This window comes from uncultured Phenylobacterium sp. (genome assembly GCF_902826855.1).
GTDB lineage: Bacteria > Pseudomonadota > Alphaproteobacteria > Caulobacterales > Caulobacteraceae > Phenylobacterium.
Map to the genome: position 1 here is coordinate 22,886 of NZ_CADEGK010000010.1, position 24,551 is coordinate 47,436.

General features: G+C 69.4%; 27 protein-coding genes and 1 pseudogene. 20 read left to right on the forward strand and 8 right to left on the reverse strand.

The window, feature by feature from the left end:
- Positions 1-2: 2 nt before the first annotated feature.
- Together flgG and flgF are read right to left on the reverse strand one after the other, a co-directional pair.
- Complete coding sequence (flgG, locus tag QZV94_RS02910; RefSeq protein WP_293676301.1) at positions 3-791, reverse strand: flagellar basal-body rod protein FlgG; 789 nt, start codon at positions 789-791, stop codon at positions 3-5.
- Between the two features lie 14 nt (positions 792-805).
- Positions 806-1,543, reverse strand: a complete 738-nt coding sequence (flgF, locus tag QZV94_RS02915; protein WP_293676302.1) for a flagellar basal-body rod protein FlgF — start codon at positions 1,541-1,543, stop codon at positions 806-808.
- A 222-nt stretch (positions 1,544-1,765) separates the two neighbouring features.
- On the opposite strand from flgF, the gene QZV94_RS02920 reads away from it, so the two are divergent.
- Genes QZV94_RS02920 through QZV94_RS02940 form a run of 5 tightly spaced genes read left to right on the forward strand, consistent with a single transcriptional unit; the run spans position 1,766 to position 8,030 of the window.
- On the forward strand, positions 1,766-2,383 hold the full coding sequence (locus tag QZV94_RS02920) for a flagellar basal body-associated FliL family protein (protein WP_293676303.1): 618 nt from the start codon (positions 1,766-1,768) through the stop codon (positions 2,381-2,383).
- A 30-nt stretch (positions 2,384-2,413) separates the two neighbouring features.
- Complete coding sequence (gene fliM, locus QZV94_RS02925; RefSeq protein WP_293676304.1) at positions 2,414-3,517, forward strand: flagellar motor switch protein FliM; 1,104 nt, start codon at positions 2,414-2,416, stop codon at positions 3,515-3,517.
- Entirely contained in the window at positions 3,514-4,122 is a 609-nt protein-coding gene (locus QZV94_RS02930; RefSeq protein ID WP_293676305.1) for a DUF6468 domain-containing protein, read from the forward strand. The genes fliM and QZV94_RS02930 overlap by 4 nt, the downstream gene beginning before the upstream one ends.
- Positions 4,119-5,087, forward strand: coding sequence for a hypothetical protein (locus QZV94_RS02935; protein ID WP_293676306.1), 969 nt, complete (start codon positions 4,119-4,121; stop codon positions 5,085-5,087). The genes QZV94_RS02930 and QZV94_RS02935 overlap by 4 nt, the downstream gene beginning before the upstream one ends.
- Positions 5,088-5,090: 3 nt before the next feature.
- Positions 5,091-8,030 (forward strand): tetratricopeptide repeat protein, encoded by a 2,940-nt coding sequence (locus QZV94_RS02940; RefSeq protein WP_293676307.1) that lies wholly within the window; start codon positions 5,091-5,093, stop codon positions 8,028-8,030.
- An 11-nt stretch (positions 8,031-8,041) separates the two neighbouring features.
- On the opposite strand, the gene fliP is transcribed toward QZV94_RS02940, so the two are convergent.
- Both fliP and QZV94_RS02950 read right to left on the reverse strand, forming a co-directional pair.
- Positions 8,042-8,830 (reverse strand): flagellar type III secretion system pore protein FliP, encoded by a 789-nt coding sequence (gene fliP, locus QZV94_RS02945; RefSeq protein ID WP_293676328.1) that lies wholly within the window; start codon positions 8,828-8,830, stop codon positions 8,042-8,044.
- Entirely contained in the window at positions 8,827-9,114 is a 288-nt protein-coding gene (locus tag QZV94_RS02950) for a flagellar biosynthetic protein FliO (RefSeq protein WP_293676308.1), read from the reverse strand. Before QZV94_RS02950 ends, fliP begins: the two co-directional genes overlap by 4 nt.
- 89 nt (positions 9,115-9,203) lie before the next feature.
- Here QZV94_RS02950 and QZV94_RS02955 point away from each other — a divergent pair, with 89 nt between their 5' ends.
- The 3 genes from QZV94_RS02955 to fliE are packed head-to-tail and all read left to right on the forward strand — an operon-like array spanning position 9,204 to position 10,373.
- Entirely contained in the window at positions 9,204-9,620 is a 417-nt protein-coding gene (locus QZV94_RS02955) for a flagellar biosynthesis protein FlgB (protein WP_293676309.1), read from the forward strand.
- A 10-nt stretch (positions 9,621-9,630) separates the two neighbouring features.
- Positions 9,631-10,050, forward strand: a complete 420-nt coding sequence (gene flgC / locus QZV94_RS02960) for a flagellar basal body rod protein FlgC (protein ID WP_293676310.1) — start codon at positions 9,631-9,633, stop codon at positions 10,048-10,050.
- Positions 10,051-10,058: 8 nt separating this feature from the next.
- A complete protein-coding gene (gene fliE, locus QZV94_RS02965; protein ID WP_293676311.1) occupies positions 10,059-10,373 on the forward strand; it encodes a flagellar hook-basal body complex protein FliE in 315 nt (104 codons plus the stop codon).
- Positions 10,374-10,464: 91 nt separating this feature from the next.
- Here fliE and QZV94_RS02970 read toward each other — a convergent pair whose 3' ends face one another.
- Positions 10,465-10,962: a superoxide dismutase family protein gene (locus QZV94_RS02970; RefSeq protein WP_293676312.1), complete on the reverse strand. Its 498-nt coding sequence runs from the start codon at positions 10,960-10,962 to the stop codon at positions 10,465-10,467.
- 86 nt (positions 10,963-11,048) lie between these two features.
- On the opposite strand from QZV94_RS02970, the gene QZV94_RS02975 reads away from it, so the two are divergent.
- From QZV94_RS02975 to QZV94_RS03020, 10 genes are all read left to right on the forward strand, one after another.
- A complete protein-coding gene (locus QZV94_RS02975; RefSeq protein ID WP_293676313.1) occupies positions 11,049-11,822 on the forward strand; it encodes an ABC transporter ATP-binding protein in 774 nt (257 codons plus the stop codon).
- Entirely contained in the window at positions 11,819-13,363 is a 1,545-nt protein-coding gene (locus tag QZV94_RS02980) for a glycine betaine ABC transporter substrate-binding protein (RefSeq protein ID WP_293676314.1), read from the forward strand. Before QZV94_RS02975 ends, QZV94_RS02980 begins: the two co-directional genes overlap by 4 nt.
- A gap of 69 nt (positions 13,364-13,432) precedes the next feature.
- On the forward strand, positions 13,433-13,696 hold the full coding sequence (gene fliQ, locus QZV94_RS02985) for a flagellar biosynthesis protein FliQ (protein ID WP_293676315.1): 264 nt from the start codon (positions 13,433-13,435) through the stop codon (positions 13,694-13,696).
- A 10-nt stretch (positions 13,697-13,706) separates the two neighbouring features.
- Positions 13,707-14,468: a flagellar biosynthetic protein FliR gene (gene fliR / locus QZV94_RS02990; protein ID WP_293676316.1), complete on the forward strand. Its 762-nt coding sequence runs from the start codon at positions 13,707-13,709 to the stop codon at positions 14,466-14,468.
- Entirely contained in the window at positions 14,465-15,550 is a 1,086-nt protein-coding gene (flhB, locus tag QZV94_RS02995; RefSeq protein ID WP_293676317.1) for a flagellar biosynthesis protein FlhB, read from the forward strand. Before fliR ends, flhB begins: the two co-directional genes overlap by 4 nt.
- Positions 15,551-15,593: 43 nt before the next feature.
- On the forward strand, positions 15,594-17,666 hold the full coding sequence (cckA, locus tag QZV94_RS03000; RefSeq protein ID WP_293676329.1) for a cell cycle histidine kinase CckA: 2,073 nt from the start codon (positions 15,594-15,596) through the stop codon (positions 17,664-17,666).
- A gap of 67 nt (positions 17,667-17,733) precedes the next feature.
- Positions 17,734-18,363 (forward strand): SRPBCC family protein, encoded by a 630-nt coding sequence (locus QZV94_RS03005; protein WP_293676318.1) that lies wholly within the window; start codon positions 17,734-17,736, stop codon positions 18,361-18,363.
- A 1-nt stretch (position 18,364) separates the two neighbouring features.
- Positions 18,365-18,697, forward strand: coding sequence for a helix-turn-helix transcriptional regulator (locus tag QZV94_RS03010; protein ID WP_293676319.1), 333 nt, complete (start codon positions 18,365-18,367; stop codon positions 18,695-18,697).
- Between the two features lie 104 nt (positions 18,698-18,801).
- Positions 18,802-19,620: an SDR family NAD(P)-dependent oxidoreductase gene (locus QZV94_RS03015; RefSeq protein WP_293676320.1), complete on the forward strand. Its 819-nt coding sequence runs from the start codon at positions 18,802-18,804 to the stop codon at positions 19,618-19,620.
- Positions 19,617-20,357, forward strand: coding sequence for a dienelactone hydrolase family protein (locus QZV94_RS03020; RefSeq protein ID WP_293676321.1), 741 nt, complete (start codon positions 19,617-19,619; stop codon positions 20,355-20,357). The genes QZV94_RS03015 and QZV94_RS03020 overlap by 4 nt, the downstream gene beginning before the upstream one ends.
- A 66-nt stretch (positions 20,358-20,423) precedes the next feature.
- Here the strand turns inward: QZV94_RS03020 and QZV94_RS03025 are convergent, their stop codons facing one another.
- Positions 20,424-20,834, reverse strand: coding sequence for an ankyrin repeat domain-containing protein (locus QZV94_RS03025; RefSeq protein WP_293676322.1), 411 nt, complete (start codon positions 20,832-20,834; stop codon positions 20,424-20,426).
- Between the two features lie 75 nt (positions 20,835-20,909).
- Positions 20,910-21,746 carry a phytanoyl-CoA dioxygenase family protein gene (locus QZV94_RS03030; RefSeq protein WP_293676323.1) on the reverse strand — a complete coding sequence of 279 codons (837 nt, stop codon included), beginning with the start codon at positions 21,744-21,746 and terminating at the stop codon, positions 20,910-20,912.
- 51 nt (positions 21,747-21,797) lie between these two features.
- On the opposite strand from QZV94_RS03030, the gene QZV94_RS03035 reads away from it, so the two are divergent.
- A complete protein-coding gene (locus QZV94_RS03035; RefSeq protein WP_293676324.1) occupies positions 21,798-22,664 on the forward strand; it encodes a TauD/TfdA family dioxygenase in 867 nt (288 codons plus the stop codon).
- 3 nt (positions 22,665-22,667) lie between these two features.
- On the opposite strand, the gene QZV94_RS03040 is transcribed toward QZV94_RS03035, so the two are convergent.
- Positions 22,668-23,966 (reverse strand): M20/M25/M40 family metallo-hydrolase, encoded by a 1,299-nt coding sequence (locus QZV94_RS03040; protein WP_293676325.1) that lies wholly within the window; start codon positions 23,964-23,966, stop codon positions 22,668-22,670.
- 188 nt (positions 23,967-24,154) lie between these two features.
- Here QZV94_RS03040 and QZV94_RS03045 point away from each other — a divergent pair.
- Positions 24,155-24,551, forward strand: a pseudogene (locus tag QZV94_RS03045) (DUF885 domain-containing protein); the annotation flags it as partial.

Genomic DNA, 24,551 nt, shown 5'->3' on the forward strand with positions numbered 1-24,551 from the left:
ATCTACGCCTTCACTTGGTTGGCCGTGGCCAGCATGTTGTCGGCGGTGGAGATCACCTTGGAATTCATCTCATAGGCGCGCTGGGCGACGATCAGGGCGGTGATCTCGGCCACGGCGTCGACGTTGGAGGCTTCGGTGTAGCCCTGCACCAGGGTGCCGATGCCGACCGAGCCTGGCGTGCCGGTGGTGGGTGAGCCGGAGGCCGCGGTCTCCATCAGCAGGTTGCCGCCGATGGCGCTCAGGCCGCCCTCGTTGACGAAGGTGGCGAGCTCGATGACGCCCACGACGCTGGGGGCCGTCTGGCCCGCCTGGCTCACCTCCACCTGGCCTGACTTGGAGATCGAGACCGAGACCGCGTCGGTCGGGATCGTGATCGCCGGCTCGATCGCGTAGCCGTCCTGGGTGACCAGCTGGCCCTGGTCGTTGACCGACAGGTTGCCGGCGCGGGTGTAGGCGGTCTCCCCGGAGGGGGTCAGCACCTGGAAGTAGCCGCGACCGTCGATCGCGATGTCATACTGGTTGTCGGTGCGGGTCAGGGCGCCTTGGGTGCCGACGCGATAGACCGCCCCGGCCTTGACGCCAGCGCCGACCTGCACGCCCGTCGGGACGATGGTGCCCTGGTCGGAGGACTGCGTCCCGGCCGCTTCGAAGGTCTGGTAGAGCAGGTCCTGGAACTCGGCCCGCTGGCGCTTGAACGCCACGGTGTTCATGTTGGCGATGTTGTTCGAGATGACCTCGACGTTCATCTGCTGGGCGGCCATGCCGGTGGCCGCGGTGCGGAGCGCTTGCATCTGTCGTTATTCCTTTACTGGACGCGGCCGAGACGCTCGACCGCCCGACGGCTGAGGTCGGCCTGGCTGTCGATCATCTTGGCGGTCTTTTCGTAGGCCCGGCTCACCTCGACCATGCGGGTGATCTCCAGGACCGGCTTGACGTTGGAGCTTTCGAGGAACCCCTGGCGCAAGTTGGCCTTCTCGGCCTTCTCGGCCGCGAGGTTCGAGGTGTTGCGATAGAGGTTGTCGCCGCTCTTCTCGAGAGCGCCGGCGTTGGCGAAGACGAACATGCCGATCTTGCCGACCCGCTCATTGCCCTGGCTCATGGAGCCGTCGGGCCCGATGGCGACCTGGCCCTTCTCGGCGTCGATGATGATCTCGCCGCCGCCCTCGTCCAGCACGGCCAGGCCGCCCTGGGTGACCAGTTTGCCGGTCGGATCGGTGGTGAAGCGGCCGTCGCGTGTGAAGCGCGGCCCGTTGGGGCCCTGCACCTGGAAGAGGCCCTGCCCCTCGACGGCCATGTCCAGCGGCGCGCCGGTCTTCACCAGGATGCCCTGGCCGAAGTCGCGGGCCACGCCGTCGGCGGCGACGAACTTCACCGGCTTGGGCGCGCTGAAAGTGGCCGCCGGATAGGCCGGATCGGTCTTCTGCATCAGCGACTCCACCTTGAAGCCGTTGGTGTCCAGGTTGGCGATGTTGTTGGCGATGATGTCCATCTCGCGACGGAGCACCATCTGGTGGGAGAGGCCGACGTAGAGGGCGTTGTCCATGGGACTTCTGCTGGAGCCTTGAGTGCGACGTTTCGGCTCTCAAGGACTGCAAGCTTCGGGCCAACTGAAAACGTCAGCAAGATCAACGGGCAAGAAAGTTAACAGCCGTCGCGCGGCGGAAAATGCCGGGCAGGATTCGCGCCCGTTAAGAGATGTTAAAAACCGCTTCTTAACCAAAGACCGCCATTCGTAGTCGTGCCGTTATTCTAAGGAACCACGCGCGTGGCGAAGAAGGAAAAGAAGCCGAAGGAGGCCGAGGGGGAAACCCCGGAGGTCGCCGAGGGCGCCGAGGGCGAGGCCCCGGCCAAGAAAAAGCTGCCACTGAAGCTGATGATCATCGCCGGCGTCGGCGCGCTTGTCGTGCTGGGCGGCGGCGGCGCGGCCGCCTTCATCTTCCTCAAGCCCAAGCCCGAGGCGCACGCCGAGAAGGGCGACCACGGCAAGGAGAAGAAGAAGGACAAGAAGAAGGAAGAAAAGGCCGAGAAGGGCAAGGAAGGGGAGAAGGGCGCCGCAGTGGTCAAGGAAGGTCCCAACGGGGTCGTCTTCTACACCATGCCCGAGGTGGTCGTGAACATGCAGACCGCCGACGGTCGGCCCACCTTCCTGAAGCTCAAGCTCACGCTGGAACTGCCTGACGAGGCGGCGGTCGAGGAACTCGACCCCAACATGCCGCGCCTTCAGGACATGTTCCAAAGCTTCCTGCGCGAGCTGCGCCCGGAGGACCTCTCCGGCAGTCAGGGCTCCTACCAGCTGCGCATGGAAATCCTGCGCCGGGTGAACCTGGTGATCTCGCCGTCCAAGGCCAACGCCGTCCTGATCGAGGAGATGTTGATCAACTAGCGCGCAAGCGCCTGTTGATCCCTGAAGCCCATGGCCAGCGAATCCGAAGCCGCCCCCGAAGCCGAGGCCGAAGCGCCCGCAGCCCCCACGGAGGGCGCGGAGGGCAAAGGCGAATGGAACTCGGCTCAGGTCGCTGAGTCGGCCTCCTCTGAGCGCATCCTCAACCAGGATGAGATCGACAGCCTGCTGGGCTTCGACCTCTCCGACGACGAGATATCCGAGCGGACCGGCATCCGCGCGATCATCAACTCGGCGCTGGTCTCCTACGAGCGCCTGCCGATGCTGGAGATCGTCTTCGACCGCCTGGTGCGGTTGATGACCACGTCCCTGCGCAACTTCACCTCCGACAACGTCGAGGTCAGCCTCGACAACATCTCGTCGATCCGCTTCGGCGACTACCTGAACTCGATCCCGCTGCCGGCCATCTTGTCGGTGTTCCGGGCCGAGGAGCTGAACAACTACGGCCTGCTGACGGTCGACTCGAACCTGATCTACTCCATCGTCGACGTCCTGCTGGGCGGCCGTCGCGGCACAGCGGCGATGCGCATCGAGGGCCGGCCCTACACCACCATCGAGCGCGTGCTGGTGCAGAGGATGGTGGAGGTGGTGCTGGCCGACGCCAAGGAGGCGTTCGAGCCGCTGACGCCGGTGACCTTCACGCTGGACCGCCTGGAGACCAATCCGCGCTTCGCCGCCATCGCCCGGCCGGCCAATGCCGCCATCCTCGTGAAGCTGCGCATCGACATGGAAGACCGCGGCGGGCGTATCGAGCTCCTGCTGCCCTACGCCACTCTCGAACCCATCCGCAAAATGCTGCTGCAGCAGTTCATGGGCGAGAAGTTCGGCCGCGATAACATCTGGGAAAGCCACCTGGCCACCGAGCTGTGGACCACCCAGATGGACGTCCGCGCCGTGCTCGACGAGCAGCAGATCAGCCTGAGGCGGGTGCTCGAGCTGAAGGTCGGCGACACGCTAATGCTGAACGCCGGTCCCGACAGCCTCATCGAACTGCGGGCCGGCGCCATACCGCTGACCCGCGGCCGCATGGGCCGACGCAACGCCCACATCGCCGTGCGCGTGGAAGCCCCGCTCACCCCCACCGCCCGCCAGGCCGTCCAGAGGTTGTCGTCATGAGCCCCTTCGTCGTCATCGGGATGAACCTGCTGCTGGGGGGCCTCCTGGTCGCCGCCATGGTCGTAGGCCTGCGGCTCAACAAGCGCCTGAAGGCGCTGCGCGACAGCCATGAGGGCTTCGAGGCCGCCGTCATGCACCTGAACCTGGCGGCCCAGCGCGCCGAACAGGGTCTCGCCGACCTTCGCGCCGCCACCGACGAGGCCACCGACATGCTGTCGGATCGCATCGAGAAGGGCCGAGCGCTGGCGATCAAGCTGGAACGCCTGGTCAGCGCCGCCCCCGAACTGCCGCGCACCGCCGCGCCGGAGCGAGCCTCCAGCCGCGCCTTGGGTGGCGCGATGCCCCCCGTCACGCCCCCGCCGCGCCCCAACGCGGCCGAGGAGCGCCTTGGCGCTTTGCTGGCCATGGCCCGCTCGCGCCTCGCCGAGCAGGACGCGGCCGCGCAGGCCAGGACTGCCCCGCCCGTCGCCGCCGAGCCCCTGGTCGGCCGGCCCCCGCTGCCGGGCCGCCGCGTGACCTCGCTGCTAGACGACGACCTTTTCGAGGACGCGCCGCTGACCCTCGACCGTCACGTCCCAGACCGCCACGCCGGAGCCCGTCGTTGAAGTCCGTACCTCGCCTCCTGCCTCTCGTCGGCGTCGCCATCGCCGGTGTGATGGCCGTCAACGCGCTCTCGGGTGCGCGCGACCTGCCGAGCCTGCTCTCCGGCGCCCAGGCCTTCGCCGAGGAGGCCGCCAAGGGCACGGCCGAGAAGCCGCCGAAGGCCGCGAAGGCGGCCGCCAAGTCGGAAGACGGGAAGCCCGCCGAGGGTGAGGCCGCCCCCACCGGCGCCGCCGCGGACGCTGCAGCCCTGCCGTCGCCCTCCATCGCCCCCAAGGCGGTCTGCGCCCCGACGGCCGCGGAACTCGCCAAGCAGGCCGGCCTGAGCCCCGCCGAGCTGCAGGTCCTACAGAGCCTCGGCGCTCGCCGCGGTCAGTTGGACGCCCGCGAGAACAGCTTCTCTACTCAGCTTGCACTGATGGCCGCCGCCGAGGCCAAGGTCGACGCCAAGATCCGCGCCCTGAACGGGTTGAAGGGCGAGGTGAAGAACCTCTTGGTCCAGACCAATTCCAAGGAAGCCGCCGAGGTCGACCGCCTGGTGAAGGTGTTCGAGGGCATGAAGGCCAAGGACGCCGCGCCGCGCATGGTCGTGCTCGACGACAGCGTTCGCATCCCGATTGCGGCGAAGATGAAGGAGCGCGAGCTCTCTGCCATCATCGCCCAGATGCCCGCCGCCGAAGCCAAGCGGCTGACCGAATCCCTGGCCCGCCGCTTCGGCGCCGCCCAGGCCGCCGCCGTCATGGCCGACCAGCTCGCCAACTCGACCGCCGCGACGCCCAAGCCCAGCGTCGACCCGACCGCGCCGGCGCCGAAGAAGGCCGCTGCGCCGCGCAAGGCCGCCGCGCGCAAGAAGGCCCCCGCCACGCAGCAGGCAGCCGCCAAACCTGCGGCCGAGACGCCGGTCGCCGCGCCCGCCGCGCCGGCCCCCGCGCCGGTCGCCGCCGCGCCTGCCCCGGCCAAAGCTGGGTAGCGGATGACGCTCCGGGACGCCCTCCGTTCCGGGGTGGCCGCGGCCTGCATCGCCAGCGTCGCCGCCCCCGCCGGGATCGCCGCCCCCGCGGCGGAGGCCATCGCGCATCCTTCGTCCGAGAAGGGGCGCGGCGGCCTCGACGTTCGCGTGGCCACCGCGCTGGACTTCTCCCGCATCGACATCAGCGGCGGGAAGGTCACCGCCCGCCGCGAAGGCCGTACGATCGTCCTGATCCTGCCCGGCAACCCGGACGTCGCGCGCCTGCACACGTCGCCGCCGAAGTGGATCAAGTCTGTCGCCAAGACGAAAACCGCCGGTGCGGTGCAGCTGGTTCTCACCCTGGCCGACGACGCCGAGGCAAAGATCGGCCAGGCCGATGGCGCGACCTACATCAACGTCTTCGAGAAGGCCGCTCCGCCCGAGGCCGCCGCGGACGCCCCGCCCGTCGAGATCGCCGAGGCCGAGCCGCCGCGCCCCGACCCCCTGCCGCCGGGCGGTGTCGTCCGCATGGATGTGGGCGTCGTGGCCGGCCAGGCGCAGCTCTCGTTCACGTGGGCCAATCCGGCCGGGGCGGCGGTCTTCCGCCGAGGCGACGCGGTCTGGATGGTTTTCGACGCCCCGGCCACACTGGACGTCTCCAAGGCGCCCAAAGGCGTGCGCCCGATCCGGAGCGTGGAGACCTTCAAGGGCGCCGATCATGCCGCCATCCGTCTCGACGTAGAGCCCGACGCCCCGATCTTCGTGAGCGCTGTGGGCAATACCTGGACCCTTGCGCTGGGCCCCGGCCCCCAGGCGCAGCCCGCCGTGGTCCGCGTCGCCCGCGACGCCGCCGGGGGCCCTGCGACGCTGAAGGCGCCGCTGGCCGGCGCCACGCGGGTGATCAACGTGCCCGACCCGGTGGTTGGCGACATCGTCACGGTCGTCACCGCGCTAGGCCCACCGAAGGGCGTGCCCAGCCGCCGGAACTACGTCGACGCGGTCTTGTTGCCCTCGATCCACGGTCTCGCCATCACGCCCCTGGCAGAGGACCTCAATGTCCAGCGCGACGGCGAGATCGTTCGCATCAGCCGCGCCCAGGGCCTGAACATCTCCCCTGTCTGGGCCACCCGCGACAGGGAAGTCGCCCAGCTCGGCGCGCCTCGGCCCGCCGCCATGCCGGCGCTGATCTCCGAGGAGTGGGCCAAGACGGGCAAGGGCGGCTTCCTCGCCCGCTATGCATCGCTGCTCGCCGCCGCCACCGCCGAGGGTGGCCGCAAGGACCGCGAGGCCCCGGTCGGCGCGCGCATGGCGCTCGCCCGCTTCCTGGTGGGTTCAGAACTGAGCTTCGAGGCCATCGGCGTCCTGAGCGCCTTGGCCCGCGAGCATCCGGAGATGCTCGACGACCCGGAATTCCGCGGTCTGCGCGGCATCGCCCGCACGCTCGCGCGACGCTACGCCGAGGCCGACGCCGACTTCTCCTCGCCGAGCCTGGCCGACGATCCCTCGACCGCCCTCTGGCGCGGATACGTCGACGCGCAACTGGCCCACCACGCCGAGGCCCGCGCTCAGTTCGCCAGGGGTATCGAGGCCTACGGACTGTTCTCGCCCACCTGGCAGGCGCGCTTCGCGCGCGCCGACGCCAAAGCTGCGCTGGCCCAGGGCGACCTGGTCGCGGCCGACAACCGCATCCGCTTCTCGATGCAGAACAAGGTCAGCTCCGAGGAACAACTGCTGAGCTGCCTGGTGAAGGCCCGGATCATCGAGCTGCAGGGCTACAAGGACCGCGCGCTGAGGGTCTACAACGCCGTCGCCACCGCCCCGATCGACTCGATCTCGGCCCCAGCGGTGCTGCGCGCCACCCAGATCAAGCTCGAGCTGGGCAAGATGAACGCTACCCAGGCGGCCACGGTCTTCGACGGCCTGCGCTACCGCTGGCGTGGCGACGCCACCGAGTTGGAGACCATCCGTGCGCTGGGCCAGCTCTATCTGGCCCAAGGGCGCTATCGCGAGGCTCTGGAGGCGCTGCGTTCGGCGGGTGTCCGCCTGCCCGACCTGCCCGAAGCCCTGCAGCTGCAGGCCGACCTGACGTCGGCGTTCCGCGGCCTCTTCCTGGATGGCCTGGCCGACGGCCTGGAGCCGGTGCAGGCGCTGGCCATGTTCTACGACTTCAAGGAACTCACCCCGATCGGCGCCGATGGCGACCTGATGGTGCGCAAGATGGTCCGCCGGCTGGTCGACGTGGACCTGCTGCCGCAAGCCGCCGACCTGCTGAAGTACCAGGCCGAGAACCGTCTCGACGGCGTGCCCAAGGCCCAGGTCGCCACCGACCTGGCGGTGATCTACCTGATGGATCAGAAGCCCGAGCAGGCGCTGCAGGCGATCAACGGCTCGCGCACCACCATCCTGCCCACGGCGCTCAACAACGAACGCCGGCTGGTGGAGGCCCGCGCCTGGGCGGCGCTGGGCCGCTACGACAGCGCCCTGGAGATCATCGAGCGGGACGCCGGCAAGGACGCCGGCGAACTGCGCGCCGAGGTGAGCTGGAAACAGAAGGACTGGGCCGTGGCCGCGCCGCTGTTCGAGAAGGGCCTCGGCGACCGCTGGAAGACGGCGACGCCGCTCACCAGCGAGGAGGAGGGCCGGCTGATCCGCGCCGGCGTGGCCTACAGCCTGGCCGGCGATGAAGGCGCCTTGGCCCGGCTGGAGCAGCGCTACCAGGGCTTCTACGCCAAGGCCAACAACCCCGAAGCCCTGAAGATCGCCCTGTCCGGCCTGCCGTCAGGCCGTCTCAGCGTGGCCGACTTCGGCCGGGTCTCCGCCGACAACGAGGCCTTCACCGGCTGGGTCGAGAAGATGAAGGGCCGCTTCAAGACGCGGCCTGCGCCGGTCGGGACCGGCAAGGCTCCTGTCGCCCCCGCCAAGCAGGCCCAGGCCACAGCGCCGGCGGCCGCTCCGAAAGCCTAGCAAGCGCTGGCCTAGCCCGGGCGGAAGCTCTCCACCAGGCTGCCCGCCACCAACCGCCAGCCGTCCACCAGGACGAAGAAGATCAGCTTGAACGGCAGGCTCACCACCACCGGCGGCAGCATCATCATGCCCATGCTCATCAGCACGCTGGCCACCACCAGGTCGATGACCAGGAAGGGCACGAACAGCAGGAACCCGATCTCGAAGGCGCGCTTCAGCTCCGAAATCATGAACGCAGGGGTCACGACCTGCAGCGGTGTCTCCATGGCCGTGGCGGGGCGCGGGATCTTGGACAGGCGGATGAACAGCGCCAGGTCCTCCTGGTCCACCTGGGCCAGCATGAACTGCTTCACCGGACCGCCCGCCGCATCGAACGCCGCCGGCAGCTCCATCTGCTGGTTCAACAGCGGCTTGACGCCCTCGGCGTAGGACTTCTCGAACGTCGGCCCCATGACGATGGCTGTCAGGAACAGGCTGAGCGAGATGATCACCGCGTTGGGCGGGCTCTGCTGGAGACCAAGGGCCGTGCGCAGCAGGGAAAGCACCACCACGATGCGCACGAACGAGGTGGTCATGATCACGATCGACGGCGCCAGCGACAGCACGGTGAGCAGGCCCACCAGCTGCACCACCCGCTCGGTCAGTCCGGCGCCGGTGCCGAGGTTGACGTTCAGCGCCTGCGCCAGGGCCGCGGCAGGCAGGATCATCGCCGCGGCGGTGGCGACCAGCGCCAGAAGCGCGGCCTTGCGCCACTCTTCGGCGGGCAGGTCGACGAGGGCGCGCCAGAGCCCGCGCATCAGAGGTCGGCCTTCTTCGGAACGGGCGTCTTCAGCGCGTCGGCCAGGAGGCGGCCCTCGCCCAGCAGGATCAGCCGCTCCACCCCGTCGCAGTCCACCAGCACCAGCCTGCGCGTCGGGTCCAGCACCAGGCTTTCCACCACCTTCAGCCGCCGGTCCTTCCGCTGCATCGACATCCGCGCGATGGCGTCGGGGCCATACTTGCGCAGGGCTACGGCGGCCAGGCCGATCAGGCCCAGGGTCACGGCCAGCGCGAAGATGGCTTTGGCGAATTCGGCGAGATCCATGGGCGCTTCGGCCTATCCGGGTGAATGGCCGCAGTTCGCGCCTGAGTCTCTTAAACGCGGATTAACCCTGTTGCCTAAGGATCAGCGGCATGAACCTGGCTGCAATCCCGCTCTTCTCGATGCTTCGCGGCCGTCTCGGCTATCTGACCGAGCAGCAGAAGGTGCTGGCCCAGAACGTGGCCAACGCCGACACCGCCCGCTACACGGCCCAGGACCTGAGGCCGTTCAGCTTCAGCGCTCAGGTCAATCGCGCCCAGGGCGCCGCACCCATGGCGATCACCCAGGCCGGGCACATGTCGCCCAGGTCCGAGAAACGTGGCCTGGGCTCGGCGTTCAAGGCGGTGAAGACTCCCGACTCCGAGACCACGCTCAACGGCAACTCCGTCGTGCTCGAAGACGAGATGATCAAGATCAGCGACGCGCGCATAAACTACGACGCCGCGATCAGTTTCTACCAGAAGTCGCTCAACCTGCTGCGCATGGCTTCGCGCGCACCGGGCCGCTAAGGGGACCTAGATGCCGGACATCAAGCCCGCCGCGGGTGTCGCCCAGGCCGTCGCCGTCTCCGCCCTCCGCGCCCAGCAGGCGCGCATGCGGATCATCGCCGAGAACCTGGCCAACGCCGACTCCACGTCAAAGACCGCCGGTGGCGACCCCTACCGCCGCCAGGCGCCGGTCTTCGAGCCCACCAAGGTGGCGGGCGCGCAGGGCGTGCGGATGAGCAAGGTGCAGGGCGACCAGACGGAGTTTCGCCAGGAGTACTCTCCCGGTCACCCCTCCGCCGACGCCAAGGGCTACGTGAAGCTGCCCAACGTGAACTCTCTCGTCGAAGCGCTGGATATGCGCGAGGCGCAGCGCGCCTACGAAGCCAACCTGAACGTCATCGAGACCAGCCGCTCCATGCAGTTGCGGACGCTGGACCTCCTCAAGAAGTAGGCTGACCGATGATCACCCCCTTCGCCGCCGCCAAAGCCTATGCCGCCGCCCAGAAGGGCATGGGCATCGGCGACAATCTGCCCGGGATATCCCAGGCCCCCCAGCCGGGCGGCTTCGGCGACCTCGTGAAGTCGGCGATCACCGACGCGGTCGGCGCCTCCAAGACGGCCGAGCGTCAGATCGCCGCCCAGGTGGCCGGCAAGACCGAACTGGTCGACGTCGTCACGGCCATCTCCGCAGCCGAGGCCAGCCTCGAGACGGTCATGGCCGTTCGCGACCAGGTGATCAGCGCCTACCAGGAAATCATGCGGATGCCGATCTGAGCGCGAAGCGACTCATCCCCGCGCAGGCGGGGATCTAAGCAGCGGTTCCGATGGCTTCGTCAGTCCGACGTCTGGATGACTCGCTTCGCGGTCACTTGATCACCGCGCATGCGACGCGCGCGCCGGCGTTGCCGATCGGCTGGGTCATGTGATCGTCGGCGTTCAGGTGGATGATCACCGCCGAGCCGTCAGCGTCGCGCAGCCCCTTGAGCGTGACCTCGGTCGAGAACATCTCGCCCGCCGCCATGCCGTCCTGGCCGGCGTGGATGTTGGGCAGGTCGCCGGGTTCGTTGGCCTGGGGGTTCAGGAGGCCGTGCACCGCCGTGGCGCTCCCGTGCACGTGCGGACCGGCGGAGGTGAAGTCCGACTTCGAGCAGTCGCCCTTCGCGTGCAGGTGCAGGCCGTGCCAGCCGGCCGAGAGCCCCTTGGCTTCGATGCGCATCAGCACGCCCTTCGGCGCCTCGGTCAGCGTGACCGAACCCACCGTCTGGCCGGCGCTGTTCTTCAGCTCTGCGGTGACTGAGGCCGGCTGCGCCACGGCGGCGGACGCGGTCAGGGCGGCGGCGAAGGCGATGAGCAGGCGGCGCATGGGGGGGCTCCATATGAAGTCGGGTAGGCCAGCCTAGACTGGCGCGCCCTGGACCCCAAGGCCGCGGATCGTGCTACGTCAGGCGCATGGCCGGGGCGGTGATCGAACTTGCGGGGGTGTCAAAGCACTACGGCGCGGTGGCCGCCCTCGATGGAGCGGCCCTGAGTGTGGGAGAGGGCGAGTTCGTGGCCCTGGTCGGTGGCTCCGGCTCGGGCAAGACCACTCTGCTCAAGACGATCAACCGCCTGGTGAACCCAGATGCCGGCCAGGTGAGGGTGGGCGGGCAGGATGTGGGCGCCTCCGCGCCGCACGAACTGCGCCGCCGCATCGGCTACGTCTTTCAGGAGGTCGGCCTGTTCCCCCACCTCTCCGTGGCCGAGAACATCGCCGTGACGCCGAAGCTGCTTGGCTGGGACAAGGCCCGGATCGCGGAGCGCGTCGAGGCGCTGCTGGACCTTGTCGCGCTGCCGCGGGAGGTGGGCGCGCGCTCGCCCGCGGCGCTCTCCGGCGGTCAGCGCCAGCGGGTCGGCGTGGCCCGCGCGCTGGCCGCCGAGCCGAAGCTGATGCTGATGGATGAGCCGTTCGGCGCGTTGGATCCGATCATTCGTGACGCCCTGGGCGGCGACTACCGGGCTCTGCACGACCGCCTGGGCCTGACCACCGTCATGGTCACCCACGACATTGCCGAGGCGGTGCTGCTTGCCGACCGGATCGTCGTGCTGGACCACGGTCGCATCCTGGCCGACGGCGCGCCGGCCGACCTGCTGGCGGAGGCGAGCGACCCCATCGTCCGCGCTCTGCTGGAGGCCCCCAAGCGCCAGGCCGAGCGCCTGCGCCAGCGTCTGGGCGCCTCGTCATGAGCCCCAGTCTGCAGGCCGCCGCAGCCCTGCTGCCGGAGTACCTGGCCTGGCACGTGCTGCTCAGCGTCAGCGCACTGGGCCTCGGCCTGGCCATCAGCCTGCCGCTGGCGATCGCGGCGGCCCGCAGCCCGCGGCTGCGCTGGCCGGTGCTGGCGCTGGCCAGCCTGATCCAGACCATCCCCAGCTTGGCGCTGCTGGCGCTGTTCTTCCCGCTGCTGCTGGCGCTCTCGGTCCTCTCTGCCGCCACCATCGGGCGCGGCTTCTCGGCGCTGGGGTTCCTGCCGTCGCTGCTGGCGCTGACGCTCTATTCGGTGCTGCCGATCCTGCGCAACGGCGTCGCGGGCCTGACCGGCGTCGACCCCGCGATCTCCCAGGCCGCCGACGGGGTGGGCATGACGCCGCGCCAGAAGCTGCTCCAGGTCGAGCTGCCGCTCGCCGCCCCGGTGATCATGGCCGGCGTCCGCACCGCCGCCGTCTGGACCATCGGCGCGGCCACCCTGTCGACGCCGGTCGGCCAGACCAGCCTCGGCAACTACATCTTCGCGGGCCTGCAGACCGAGAACTGGGTCTCCGTCCTGTTCGGTTGCGCCGCCTCCGCCGCCCTGGCGCTGGCCGCGGACCAGCTGCTGGGCCTGGTGGAGACCGGAGCCCGCACGCGCCGTCGCGGCCTGGTCGTCGCAGGCCTGGCCGGCATCGTCATCGGCGCGGCGGTGGCGATGGCGCCCCTGGCCGGCCTCGGCAAGCCGGCGGCCTATGTGGTGGGCGCCAAGAACTTCTCCGAGCAGTACATCCTTGCCGAGCTGATCGCCGGGCGGCTGGAGCGGGCAGGGGCCGCCCGCGTATCGCGCAAGGAGGACCTGGGCTCCGCCGTCGCCTATCGCGCGCTGGCCGCCGGCGAGATCGACGTCTACGTCGACTACTCCGGCACGCTCTGGACCAACGTGCTGGGCCGCACGGACAACCCCGGTCGCCAGGCGGTGCTGGAGGGGCTCACCGTCGAGCTGAAGCGCCGCGACGGCGTCGTCGTCTTGGGCTCGCTGGGCTTCGAGAACGCCTACGCCTTCGCCATGCGCGCGGATCGGGCCAAGGCCCTGGGGGTCGCCTCCCTGACCGACCTGGCCCGCGAGGCGCCGAAGCTCACCCTGGGGACCGACATCGAGTTCCTGTCGCGGCCGGAATGGAAGGCGGTCGACGCCGCCTACGGTCTCGGCTTCAAGACCAAGCGGTCGTTCCAGCCCACCTTCATGTACCGCGCGCTCTCGGGGGGCGACGCGGACGTGATCAGCGCTTTCTCCTCCGATGGCCGCATCGCCGCCGATAACCTGGTGGTGCTGACCGACCCCAGGGCCGCGATCCCGCCCTATGACGCGGTCATCCTGATCTCGCCGGAGCGCGCTGGGGACGAGCGGTTGGTCGAGGCCCTCAGGCCCCTGGTCGGCGCCATCTCCGTCGAGGCGATGCGGGCGGCGAACTACAGCGTCGACCGCGACTCCGGCAAGCTGACACCGGCGCAGGCGGCTGAGGCCCTAGCCATTCGTTAACCATGAGGGGCGAAGGTGCGGCGCTGGCCCGAGGGTTGGCCGACAGTCCTGTTCGCATGAGGTTTTTCGATGAACGGCGCCGAGGTTCTGGACGTCGGGCGTGACGCCATCTGGCTGACCCTTCAGCTCTGCGCGCCGGTGCTCCTCGTGGGCCTGGTGGTAGGCGTGGGGATCGGCCTGCTGCAGGCGCTGACCCAGATCCAGGAGCAGACCCTGGTCTATGCGCCGAAGATCGTGGCGATCTTCGTGTCGCTGCTTATCTTCCTGCCTCTGATGGGCGCGCTGATGAGCGGCTTCATGCGCAACATCGCGGCCCGCATCGCGGGCATGTAGGGCCAGCGAGGTGGAGAGCTACGCCACCGCCCAGCAGGTCTTCGCCGCCGGTCTCATCTTTGCGCGCCTGGGCGCCATCGTCATGCTGATCCCCGGCCTGGGCGAGACCTTCATCCCGCCGCGCATCCGGCTGGCTTTCGCGCTTTCGCTGGTCTTGATGCTGTTCCCGTTGGTCGGCGCCGCCGCGCCGGCCCTGCCCACTGATTCCGCCGGCATGGCGCTGGCGGTGATCAAGGAGGTGTTGATCGGCCTGATGATCGGCGGGATCCTGCGCCTGTTCATGACCTCGCTGGCCAGCGCCGGCGAGATCGTCTCGATCCAGACCACCTTGGCGTTCTCTCAGACCGCCAATCCCATGCAGGCCCAGCCGAGCACGACGATCGGCACCTTCCTCGGACTGATGGGGATCGTACTGATCTTCGTCACCAACCTGCATCACCTGTTCATCGCCGCGATCCTGCAGTCCTACGACCTGTTCCCGTTCCGGATGAACGTGCCGGTCGCCGACGCCGGCCAACTTGCCGTGCAGACCGTCGGCCGCTCGTTCGCGCTGGGCCTGCAGCTGGCGGCTCCTGTCGTCGTCTTCTCGCTGATCTTCAATATCGCCACCGGGCTGGTGGGGCGGGTGATGCCGCAGTTCCAGGTGTTCTTCGTGGCCACGCCCTTGATGCTTATCCTGGGCCTCTCGGTCTTCGCACTCAGCCTGGGCGTCATCGGCATGGTCTGGGTGGACCGCTACCGCGAGCTCATCGGGACGTTCGCACGGCCATGAGCGAAGCCCCCGATCGCGAGTCCAAGACAGAAGAGGCCACCCCGCGGAAACTCGAGCAGGCGAAGCAGAAGGGCGATGGCGTCAAGACCATGGACCTCGGCTCGTTCGCCACCCTGGCGACCTCGGCGGGGGTGATCCTGATGGCGGGCGGCTGGCTCTCGCGGAACATGGCCGCCCAGCTGACGCCGTTCTTCGCCCATCCCGAGGACATGACGCTCGAGGCCGGCAGCGGGATGGAGATCTTCCGCTACGCGCTGATGGCCGGGGCCCCGGCCCTGCTGATCGTCATGCTCGCGACCGGCCTCTCCGGGGCGGCGGCCAGCCTGTTGCAGAGCGGCCTGCACTTCACCGCCGAAAAGCTGAAGCCCGACTGGTCCAAGGTCTCGATCGGCAAAGGGCTGGCGCGCATCTTCGGCCCGGACGGGTTGATGCAGTTCGTGAAGTCGCTGGTGAAGGTCGCGATGACCGGCGCCATCGGCTACTGGCTCCTGAAGCCCTACGTCGGCCAGTTCCCCCTGCTGGCGGCTCTCGACCCCATGGCCATGCTGCCGTTCTCGGTGGAGATCCTGAAGCGGCTGGTGTTTGCGGTCTGCGCGCTCACGCTCAGTGTCGCCGCCGCCGACTGGCTGTGGCAGCGGCAGCGGTTCATGACCCGCATGCGGATGACCCGCGAGGAGGTCAAGGAGGACTACAAGCAGTCCGAAGGCGATCCCCACGTCAGGGCGCGCCAGAAGCAACTGCGCCACGAGCGGGCGCGGCGGCGCATGATGGCCGCCGTCCCTACTGCCACCGTGGTGGTGATGAACCCGACCCACTACGCCGTGGCGCTCAGGTACGAGCAGGGCGAGGACGCCGCTCCCCTCTGCGTGGCCAAGGGCCTGGATACGCTGGCGCTCAAGATCCGCGCCGTGGCCGAGGAGGCCGGCGTGCCGGTCATCGAGGACGCACCCCTCGCCCGCGCCCTCTACGCGGCGGTCGACATCGACGAGATGATCCCGCCGGCCCACTATGAGGCGGTCGCCAAGATCATCGGCTTCATCCTGGGCGCCGGCCGGCGTCGTGCGACCGCTGGACCCCCGTGAGACAATGCAGACCAACGATTCGCCGGAGGGCCTGAATCCGGCCATGGCCGAGCCTGTGTCCAAGACCCGCAAGATGGATCCCTTCATCGCGCTCGCGGTGTTGTTCTTCCTGCTGGCCGTCGCCCTGGCCATGGCGCCCGCCCTCAACGCCGGGGTGGAAACCCTGGCCGGCGCGCTGCTCCTGGTCGGCGTTGCGGGCATGGCCTGCATCGGTCTCTTCGTGCTTCGCGGTCCGGGCGACGAGCCGGCCGAGACCGAGGTGGGACCTGAGGCCTTCCTGGCCGCCCTGGACGAGCCGGCGGCCGTCGCGGCTCCGGATGGCCGGCTGCTCACCACCAACCCCGCCTGGCGCGAGGTCATGGGCGCCTCGCCGCGCCTGCCCAAGAGCGGGGCCGCCGCCTCCAGCCTATTTGGCGCGCTGGCCACCGCGCGGCGCGGCGAGCTGGGCCGGGCCAACCTCAAGGCCGGCGGGCTGGAGCGCGAGGTCCTGGTCTCCCCGGTCGGCCCACGGCGGTTCCTTGTCCGCCTCTCTGGCCGCGGAGGCGCGCTGGCCCTGCCGTCCTCGGCGCTGGAGGTGCTGAACGCGGTCGCGGGCGCAAAGCCGCCGCCGCCCAAGGTGCTGGACGCCTTCGCCGCCGCATCGCCGTTCGGTGCGGCCCTGCTGGATGGCGATGACCCCTTCACCGCCCGCATCATCGAGGCCAATCCCGCGCTGGCCGCGGTGGCCCTGGGCGGCGAGGCCGGCCAGGTGTTCGGCGAGCTGATCGAGCCGGCCAGCCGTCTGGACGCCGCCATGCGCCTGACTGACACCGGCCACGGCCACGCGCCGCTGGAAGTGCGGCTGGCCCGTGACCCGACCCGGATCGCCCACCTCTACCTGTCCCAGACCTCCGGCCGCTGGGTGGCCTACCTGGTGGACGTCTCCGAGCAGAAGCAGGTCGAACTGCAGCTGGCCCAGAGCCAGAAGATGCAGGCCATCGGCCAGCTGGCCGGCGGCGTGGCCCACGACTTCAACAACCTGCTCACCGCCATCCTGATGCAGCTGGACGTGCTGGCCACCCGCCACCCGGTGGGCGATCCCAGCTACGAGGGCCTGAACGAGATCAAGCAGACCTCGATGCGTGCGGCCGACCTGGTCCGCAAGCTGCTGACCTTCTCCCGCAAGCAGACTGTGCAGCGCGAGATCCTCGACGTCGGCGAGATGGTCTCGGAGTCCGAGGTGCTGCTTCGCCGGCTGCTCTACGAGGACGTCAAGCTGACCACCGACTACGGCCGCAACCTGCCGCACGTGCGCGCGGACCGCGGCCAGCTGGACACCGCGGTGATGAACCTGGTCGTCAACGCCCGCGACGCGATCCGCAGCCATGGCGGCGGCGTGATCCACATCCGCACCGCTCGCGTCACCCAGGAGGAAGCTCGCGGCCTGGGCTATCTGACCGCCGTGGGGGACCAGGCGATGGTCGAGGTCAGCGACGACGGCCCCGGAATCGCGCCCGAGGTGATGGACAAGATCTTCGACCCCTTCTTCACGACGAAGCCGGTGGGGGAGGGGACGGGCCTCGGCCTGGCGACCGTCTACGGCATCGTCAAGCAGTCCGACGGCTACATTGCCGTGGCCTCCAAGCCGGGTGAGGGCGCGGCCTTCCGCATCTTCCTGCCGGTCCACATCGTCCCGGCGTCCTCGGAGCCGGCGCCTGCGCCCGTGGACGTCCCCAAGCGCCCGCCCGCTCGGGACCTTTCGGGGGCGGGGCGCATCCTGTTCGTCGAGGACGAGGACGCGGTCCGCGGCGTCGCCGCCAAGCTCCTGCGCGCCCGCGGCTACGAGGTTATCGAGGCCGCGTCCGGCGAAGAGGCGCTGGAGTACGCTCAGGAACACGCCGGAGAGATAGACCTGATGATCTCCGACGTGGTGATGCCTGGCATGCAGGGCCCCGACCTGCTCAAGCAGGCCCGCCAGTACCTCGGCTCGGCCCCGGTTATGTTCATCTCCGGCTACGCCGAGAGCGAGTTCTCGGACCTCCTGGAGGGCGAGCGCAACGTCTCGTTCCTCCCCAAGCCCATCGACATCAAGACCCTGGCCGAGCGCGTGAAGCAGGAACTGCAGAAGGCGGCCTAGCGAGTTATTTTAGGTTGAACTTATATTAGTCACGACTACATTGAGGCTCTCACCGGAGGCCTCATCCATGCTGACGACGATCATCGGCGCCGAGTTTCGCGAGGTCGCCGACCGCACCCGGGACGGCAAGCCGGCCAAGGCCATGGTCGCCACGCGCACCTACGACACCGACGCCGCCGACCTGTGGGACGCGCTTACCAATCCCGAACGCATCCCGCGCTGGTTCAGCCCCGTCACGGGCGACCTGAGGCTGGGCGGGCGCTACCAGATCGAAGGCAACGCCGGCGGTGCGATCGAGCGTTGCGACGCGCCCGAGGCGCTGGACATCACCTGGGAGTTCGCCGGGGGAAAGAGCTGGGTCACGCTGCGCCTGGCGGCGGAGGGCGCCGGCACGCGCCTCACCCTCGAGCACATCATGCTGGCCCGGGACATGGCCGGCGACCACTTCCAGCAGTTCGGGCCGGGCGCGGTGGGCGTCGGCTGGGACCTCAGCTTCCTGGGCCTGGGCCTGCACCTCGCATCCGGCGGCGGCGCCTTCCCCGAACACGACCCAGCCTGGACGGCCTCCGACGAAGCCAAGGCCTTCGTACGCGGCTGCGCGGAAGCCTGGGGCGAGGCCCACGCGGCCTCGGGCGAGGACCCGCAGACCGCGCGGCGGATGGCCGCCAACACCGCTCAGTTCTACGCCGGCGGCTAGGGTGCACGCCTTCGACATCCTGGGCGATCCGGTCCGCCGTCGGCTGCTGGAGCTGCTGGCGGAGGGCGAGCGATCGTCGGGGGAGATGGTGACGGTCGTCCAGGCCGAGTTCGGGATCACCCAGTCCGCGGTCTCGCAGCACCTGAAGGTCCTGCGCGACGCCGGTTTCGCCACCGTGCGGGTCGACGGCGCGCGGCGCATCTACTCGGTGGAGGCCGGCCCGATGCGCGAGGTGGATGCCTGGCTGGACCGCTTCCGGTCGTTCTGGACCCCCCGGTTCGAGGCGCTCGCCACCGAAGTCGCGCGTGGAAAGCGCGCCCGCCGCAAGCCCTGAGCGGCTTGCCATCGCATCTGAACCAGGCCCGCGGGTCTTGCCAGCCGCACCGCCACGCGCGACCGTGCCGCCACGCCGCAAGAGCGGTATTGGAGGCTTGAGCGGTGGTGGCGATCAACCCGAACGGGACGCTCAGGGGCAAGACCGCATTGGTCACCGGCGCCAGCCGCGGTATCGGCGAGGCCATCGCCGTGCGACTGGCCATGGAGGGGGCCAGGGTCGTGGTGTCCGCGCGCACCGCCGAGGCGGGTGAAAGCAAGCTTCCCGGCACGCTGGCGGCCACCGTGGAGCGCATCCGCGCCGCCGGCGGCGAGGCGACGGCGGTCAAGGCCGACCTGTCCTCCGAGACCGACCGCGAGCGGCTCGTGGCGGCGGCCGTCGAGGCGTACGGCGACGTCGACATCCTGGTGAACGACGCGGCGGTCACCTTCCTGATCCCTGTCGAGACCTTCCCGAAGAAGCGGTTCGACCTGATGATGGAGATCCAGGTCTGGGCGCCCATGCACCTCTCCCAGCTGGTGCTGCCCGGGATGCGGCGCAAGCGGGCCGGGGCCATCGTCAACATCTCGTCCGGGGCCGGCATCCATCCCAAGCCGCCCTATGCGCGCCGCGGCGGCGGCACGGTCTACGGCATGTGCAAGGCGGCCCTGGAGCGCTTCACCACCGGGCTCGCGTCGGAGGTCCATGACGACAACATCTCGGTCAACGTCGTCTCGCCCGGCCTCGTGGACACCCCCGGCGTCGCCATCCACGGCCTGATCACCGAGGCGACGCGCGATCGCGTGCAGCCGATCAAGTACATCGCCGAGGCGGTCTACCAGCTGGCCGCCGGCGACCCGAAGACCATGACCGGCCAGATCGAATACGCCGCGGAGTTCCTGCAGAGGATCGCGGTCGAACCTTCGGAGCTTGTGGGCGCATGATCGAGCAGACCGTCGAGATCGCCACCAAGGACGGGGCGACCACCACCTTCATCGTCCATCCGGAGCGCGGCGGGCCGTTCCCGATCATCCTGTTCTACATGGACGCACCGGCGATCCGCGAGGAGCTGCGCGACATGGCCCGCCGGATCGCGGCGGTGGGCTACTACGTCATGCTGCCCAACCTCTACTATCGCTCCGGCGTGCTGGAGATGAAGGACCTGCCGCCGCTTCCGGAGAAGGAGGCGCGGGCCCGGATGTTCGGCTTCATGGGCGCGATCACCATCCCGATGATCATGGACGACACCGACGGCCTGTTGGACTTCGCCGACCGCGATCCGGCCGCGAGCCCGGGGCCGGCCGGCGCCATCGGCTACTGCATGAGCGGCCAGTACGCCATCAACGCCGCGGCCCGGCATCCTGAGCGCATCGCCTGCGCAGCCTCGATCTACGGGGTGCAACTGGTGACCGACGCCCCCGACAGTCCCCACCTGGCGGCCCAGAAGGCCGAAGCCGAGATCTACGTCGCCTGCGCCGAGCACGACGACTATGCGCCGATGGAGATGGTCCAGGCGCTGGACGCCTCGCTGAAGGCCGACGGGGTCAAGGCCGAGGTGGAGCTCTACCCCGGCGTCCATCACGGCTTCGCGTTCCCGCAACGCGCCGCGGTCTACGACAAGCCGGCGGCCGAGCGGCACTGGGAGCGGCTGTTCGCCCTGTTTGCCCGGAACCTCAGCTAAGGCGTGTGCTCCTAGAATGCGGCGAGGTCTGCTGCAGGCCGCGGCGCCAATGCCCGCGTTCGACCCCTAGCGGACCTTGCCCGTTTGCCCGCCTCGCCACGTGCTTGCACCCCGGACTAGTTGAAGGATCAACGGGTCCGCTTCGACCAGGGCCGCGTCGAGGGCGCTCAGCCCATCGTCATTGCGGATGCCTGCGGAAGCCCTGTTCTCGATGAGCAATCTGACCACGTCTGCGTGGCCGAAGCTGACCGCGCGGTGAAGCGGCGTATCGCCATCCTCGACCTTCGCATCCACGTCGGCGCCCGCGGCTATGAGCAACGCCACCGCCTGCACGTCGCCCCAGCCCGCCGCGATGGCCAAAGGCGTGTTTCCGAAGATGCCCTTCTGATCCACCGACACCAGGTCGGTGTCGAGGAACTCGACGACATCCTGAAATCGCCTCAGGACATCATGAACGCTGTTGTAGGCGGTCGTCACAGGCGCACATTGCGCCGATCTGCCTAACGTCCGGTTCCCCACCCATCCCCGACGTTCAGAAGGTCCGCTTGGCGGTTACGCGCCGCGCCGCTGCGCGACCACCGGGGGGATCCAGCCCGGCTCCAGGGCCTTCCTCGGATGCACCGAGCTGACCATCCCCATGAACGGCGGCCAGATGTCGTAGCCCAGCAGGGTTTGCAGCCGGGGCGACATCGCGCGGGCCTGTTCCGGCGGAACCCCCAGGAAGAAGTTCTCCTGGGTGCGGGCCCAGGGCTCGCAGTACTGGTTGGTGAAGCCCAGTCGCGGCCGGTCGGATCGATTGGCGCCGCCGCGGTGGATGGTGGTCCCGGCCATCACGAAACAGGCTCCGGCCGGCATCTCCATGGGGACCAGCATCCCCACCACCTCCTCGTGTCCGTTGGGCCGCAGGGCGTCGCCATGGTCCCCCCACAGGTGGCTGCCGGGGATCACCTCCGTACAGCCGTTCTCCGCGGTGAAGTCGTCCACCGCGGCGATCATGGTCATGCTGATGGGCGGGCGCGGCCGGGGCTGGCGGTAGAAGCCGTCGTCGGTGTGCAGGTCCTGGGCCGTCTCGCCGGGGTTGATCTGGATCGACTGGCTGGCGGTGAGCAGGTACCCCGGCTGCAGGAACCGGTCGAGGATCGCCAGGATCCGCGGCTCCTCCGCCATGTCCTCGAACACCTTGCCCCGCGCCACCAGGGTGTAGATCCGCTCGGTCTTGAAACCCTCGAACGGGTTGCGCCCATGGTGGCGCTCCGCGTACGGCGCGAGCGTTTCGCGCACGCGGGCGATCATGGCCTCGTCCATGAAGTCGCGGATCACCGTGAAGCCCCGCTCGCGGATCTCCGCGGCGTGGGTGTCGGCGTCGAAACGGGCGGTCAGCTGATGCATGTCGCACCCTCGTCTGGAGATATTGTATCATAGGCTATTGGGAGGACGCCGATGAGCCAGACCTTGACCGTGCGCCGCGTGGCCGGCGCCCTGGGCGCCGAGATTTCCGGCCTCGACCTGGCGCGGCCGCTGACCGATGCCGTAGTGGCGGCGATCCGCCAGGCGCTGGTCGAGCACCAGGTGATCTTCTTCCGCGATCAGGACCTGACACCGGCCCAGCAGACCGCCTTCGGCGCCAGGTTCGGACCGCTGAACATCCACCCCTACGTGGCTGGCATGGCCGACCATCCGGAGGTGATGGAGATCATCAAGGAGCCCTCCGACAAGATCAATTTCGGCGGCGGCTGGCACTCCGACATGAGCTTCCTGCAAACGCCGGCGATCGGCTCGATCCTCTACGCCCTCGAGGTCCCGCAGTACGGCGGCGACACCCTGTTCGCCAGCCAGGCGGCGGCCTACGACGCCCTCTCGGACGGCCTGAAGGCGACCCTGGAGCGGCTGAGCGCCGTCCACTCGGCGGCGCGCGAATACTCCGCTCAGGGCCACTCCGCCCAGAAGCGGTCGTCGATGTCGGTCGCCGAAGCTGACGGCTATGTGGGCGAGTTCATCCACCCGATGGTGCTGACCCACCCCGAGACCGGCCGGAAGGCGCTCTACGTCAATCCGGCCTTCACGCTGCGGATCGACGGCTGGAAGACCAGCGAGTCCAAGGCGCTGCTGGATTACCTCTTCAACCACTGCCGCTACGAGGCGTTCACCTGCCGCTTCACCTGGGCCAAGGGTTCGGTGGCGTTCTGGGACAATCGCTCGGTCTGGCACTTCGCGCTCAACGACTATCCCGGCCAGCGCCGGCACATGCGCCGGGTCACCGTCGATCCGTGGCCCGAGATGGCGCGGGTCGCGGCGGCGGCGGAGTAGCGCCTACCGCACCTGGACCTCGGCCATGGCCAGCAGGGCGGCGAGGCCGACGCTCATGCCCCGGAGGCTCTGCGGCTTGGCCACGTCGATCCACTCGTCGACGGCGTGCGCCCGGCCCCCTTCGCCGCCGGAGCCGATGGTCACTGCGGGAATGCCCAGGCTGATGGGGACGTTGGCGTCCGTGGAGCTGGCGCCCAACACGGGAACGTACCCGGCGGCTCGCACCGCCGCGGCCGTGAGCTGCACGATCCCGGCGTCCTGGCTGGTGGCGCCGGTGGGCCGTTCGCCGATCAGCTTCAGGTCGGCGGTGATCTTGCCGGCGCGGGTGGAGCGGGCGGCGTTCTCCTGGTCCGCGGCGCTACGGACGATGCGCAGGAAGACGCCGTCGAGCTTGGCGAGCTCCTCCTTGCTCTCCGAGCGCATGTCGACCTCCAGCCAGATGGAGTCCGGGATCGAGTTCACGGACGTGCCGCCGCCCACGACGCTGGTCATGTAGGTGGTCTTGGGCTGGGTGGGCGTGCGCACCTTGTTCAGCTCCACCACCGTGGTCGCCATGGCCGCCATGGGGTTCACCAGGCCGAAGGCGCCATAGCTGTGGCCGCCCGGCCCCGCGAAGGTCACGCGGTAGCGCCGCGAGCCCACCGCGCCATAGGTCACCCGCTCTGCGGAGGTCCCATCCATGGAGAAGAAGGCGGCGATGCGGTCCTTGTACCTGCCCTTGGTGAACAGGTGGCGGGTGCCACGCAGATCGCCCGGCCCCTCCTCGCCGACGTTTCCGACGATGAGGATATCCTTCCGGGTCTTGAGCTTGGCGGCGTCCAGGGCGCGCACGAAGCCCAGCAGCACCGCTAGCGAATGACTGTCGTCGCCGACGCCGGGGGCGAACAGCCTGGTCCCCTCGCGCCGCACCTTCACGCTGACGCTCTCCGGGAAGACCGTGTCGAGGTGGGCGGCCAGCACCACCACCGGCCCGCCCGCCGGCCCGGTCCCGCGGCGCAGGCCCATGGCGTTGCCCTCGGCGTCGATCTCCACGTCGCTCAGGGACAGCGCCTTCAGCTTGCCGAGATAGGCCTCGGCGCGGGCGGTTTCCTTGAACGGTGGCGCGGGGATTTCGGTGATCTCGATGGTCTCCGCGACGATCCGGTCGTGCTGGGCCGCGAGGCTCCCCATCGCGGCCTTGAAGCCGGCGCTGGCCCGGATCGCGGCCACGGTGCGGTCGGCGGGAGTCGGCTTGGCCGCCTGCGCGTGCGCCCCGGCCGCCAGGGTGGCGATCAGGGCTGCGGCGAGCAAGGACCGCGACATGCGCAACATCGAGATGGAGTCCTCCGGAAAGAGGCGTCCATATCAGCCGATCGGCGCCTCCCCCGCTAGGGTCGGTGGCGCTCCTCTGCATTACCGGGATTTAATGCCGTGGCGGGCGGCGCCGGCTTGCCGCCGCGCGCAAGCGAGCCCTAAGCCTTGCATGTCACTTCACGTAACGGGACCCGCGCATGCCGAGCCGCCGCCAGCTGATCGTCGCCGCGGCCGCCGCCAGCGCCTTCGCCGGCCGCGCTTTCGCCCAGCAAGCCCCCGGCGCGGAGGCCCAGCTCGCAAAGCTCCTGGACGACGTGTTTGCGGAAACCCTGGCGGAGAACCCGGAATTGGCCACCTCGCTGGGCCTCGACAACGGCGCCCGCTCCGACGCCAAGTCGAAACTCCACGACGCCTCCTTTGCGGGCGTGGAGCGGCGCAAGCGGCTGAACACCGACCAGTTGCGCCGCCTGAAGGCCATCGACCGCAAGGCGCTCTCCGGCATGGCGGCGGTCAACTACGACACCCTGCTGTTCGAACTGGACCTGCATTCCCCAAGTGGCGTGGCGTTTGAGGTGAAGATCGCCTGTATCCGAG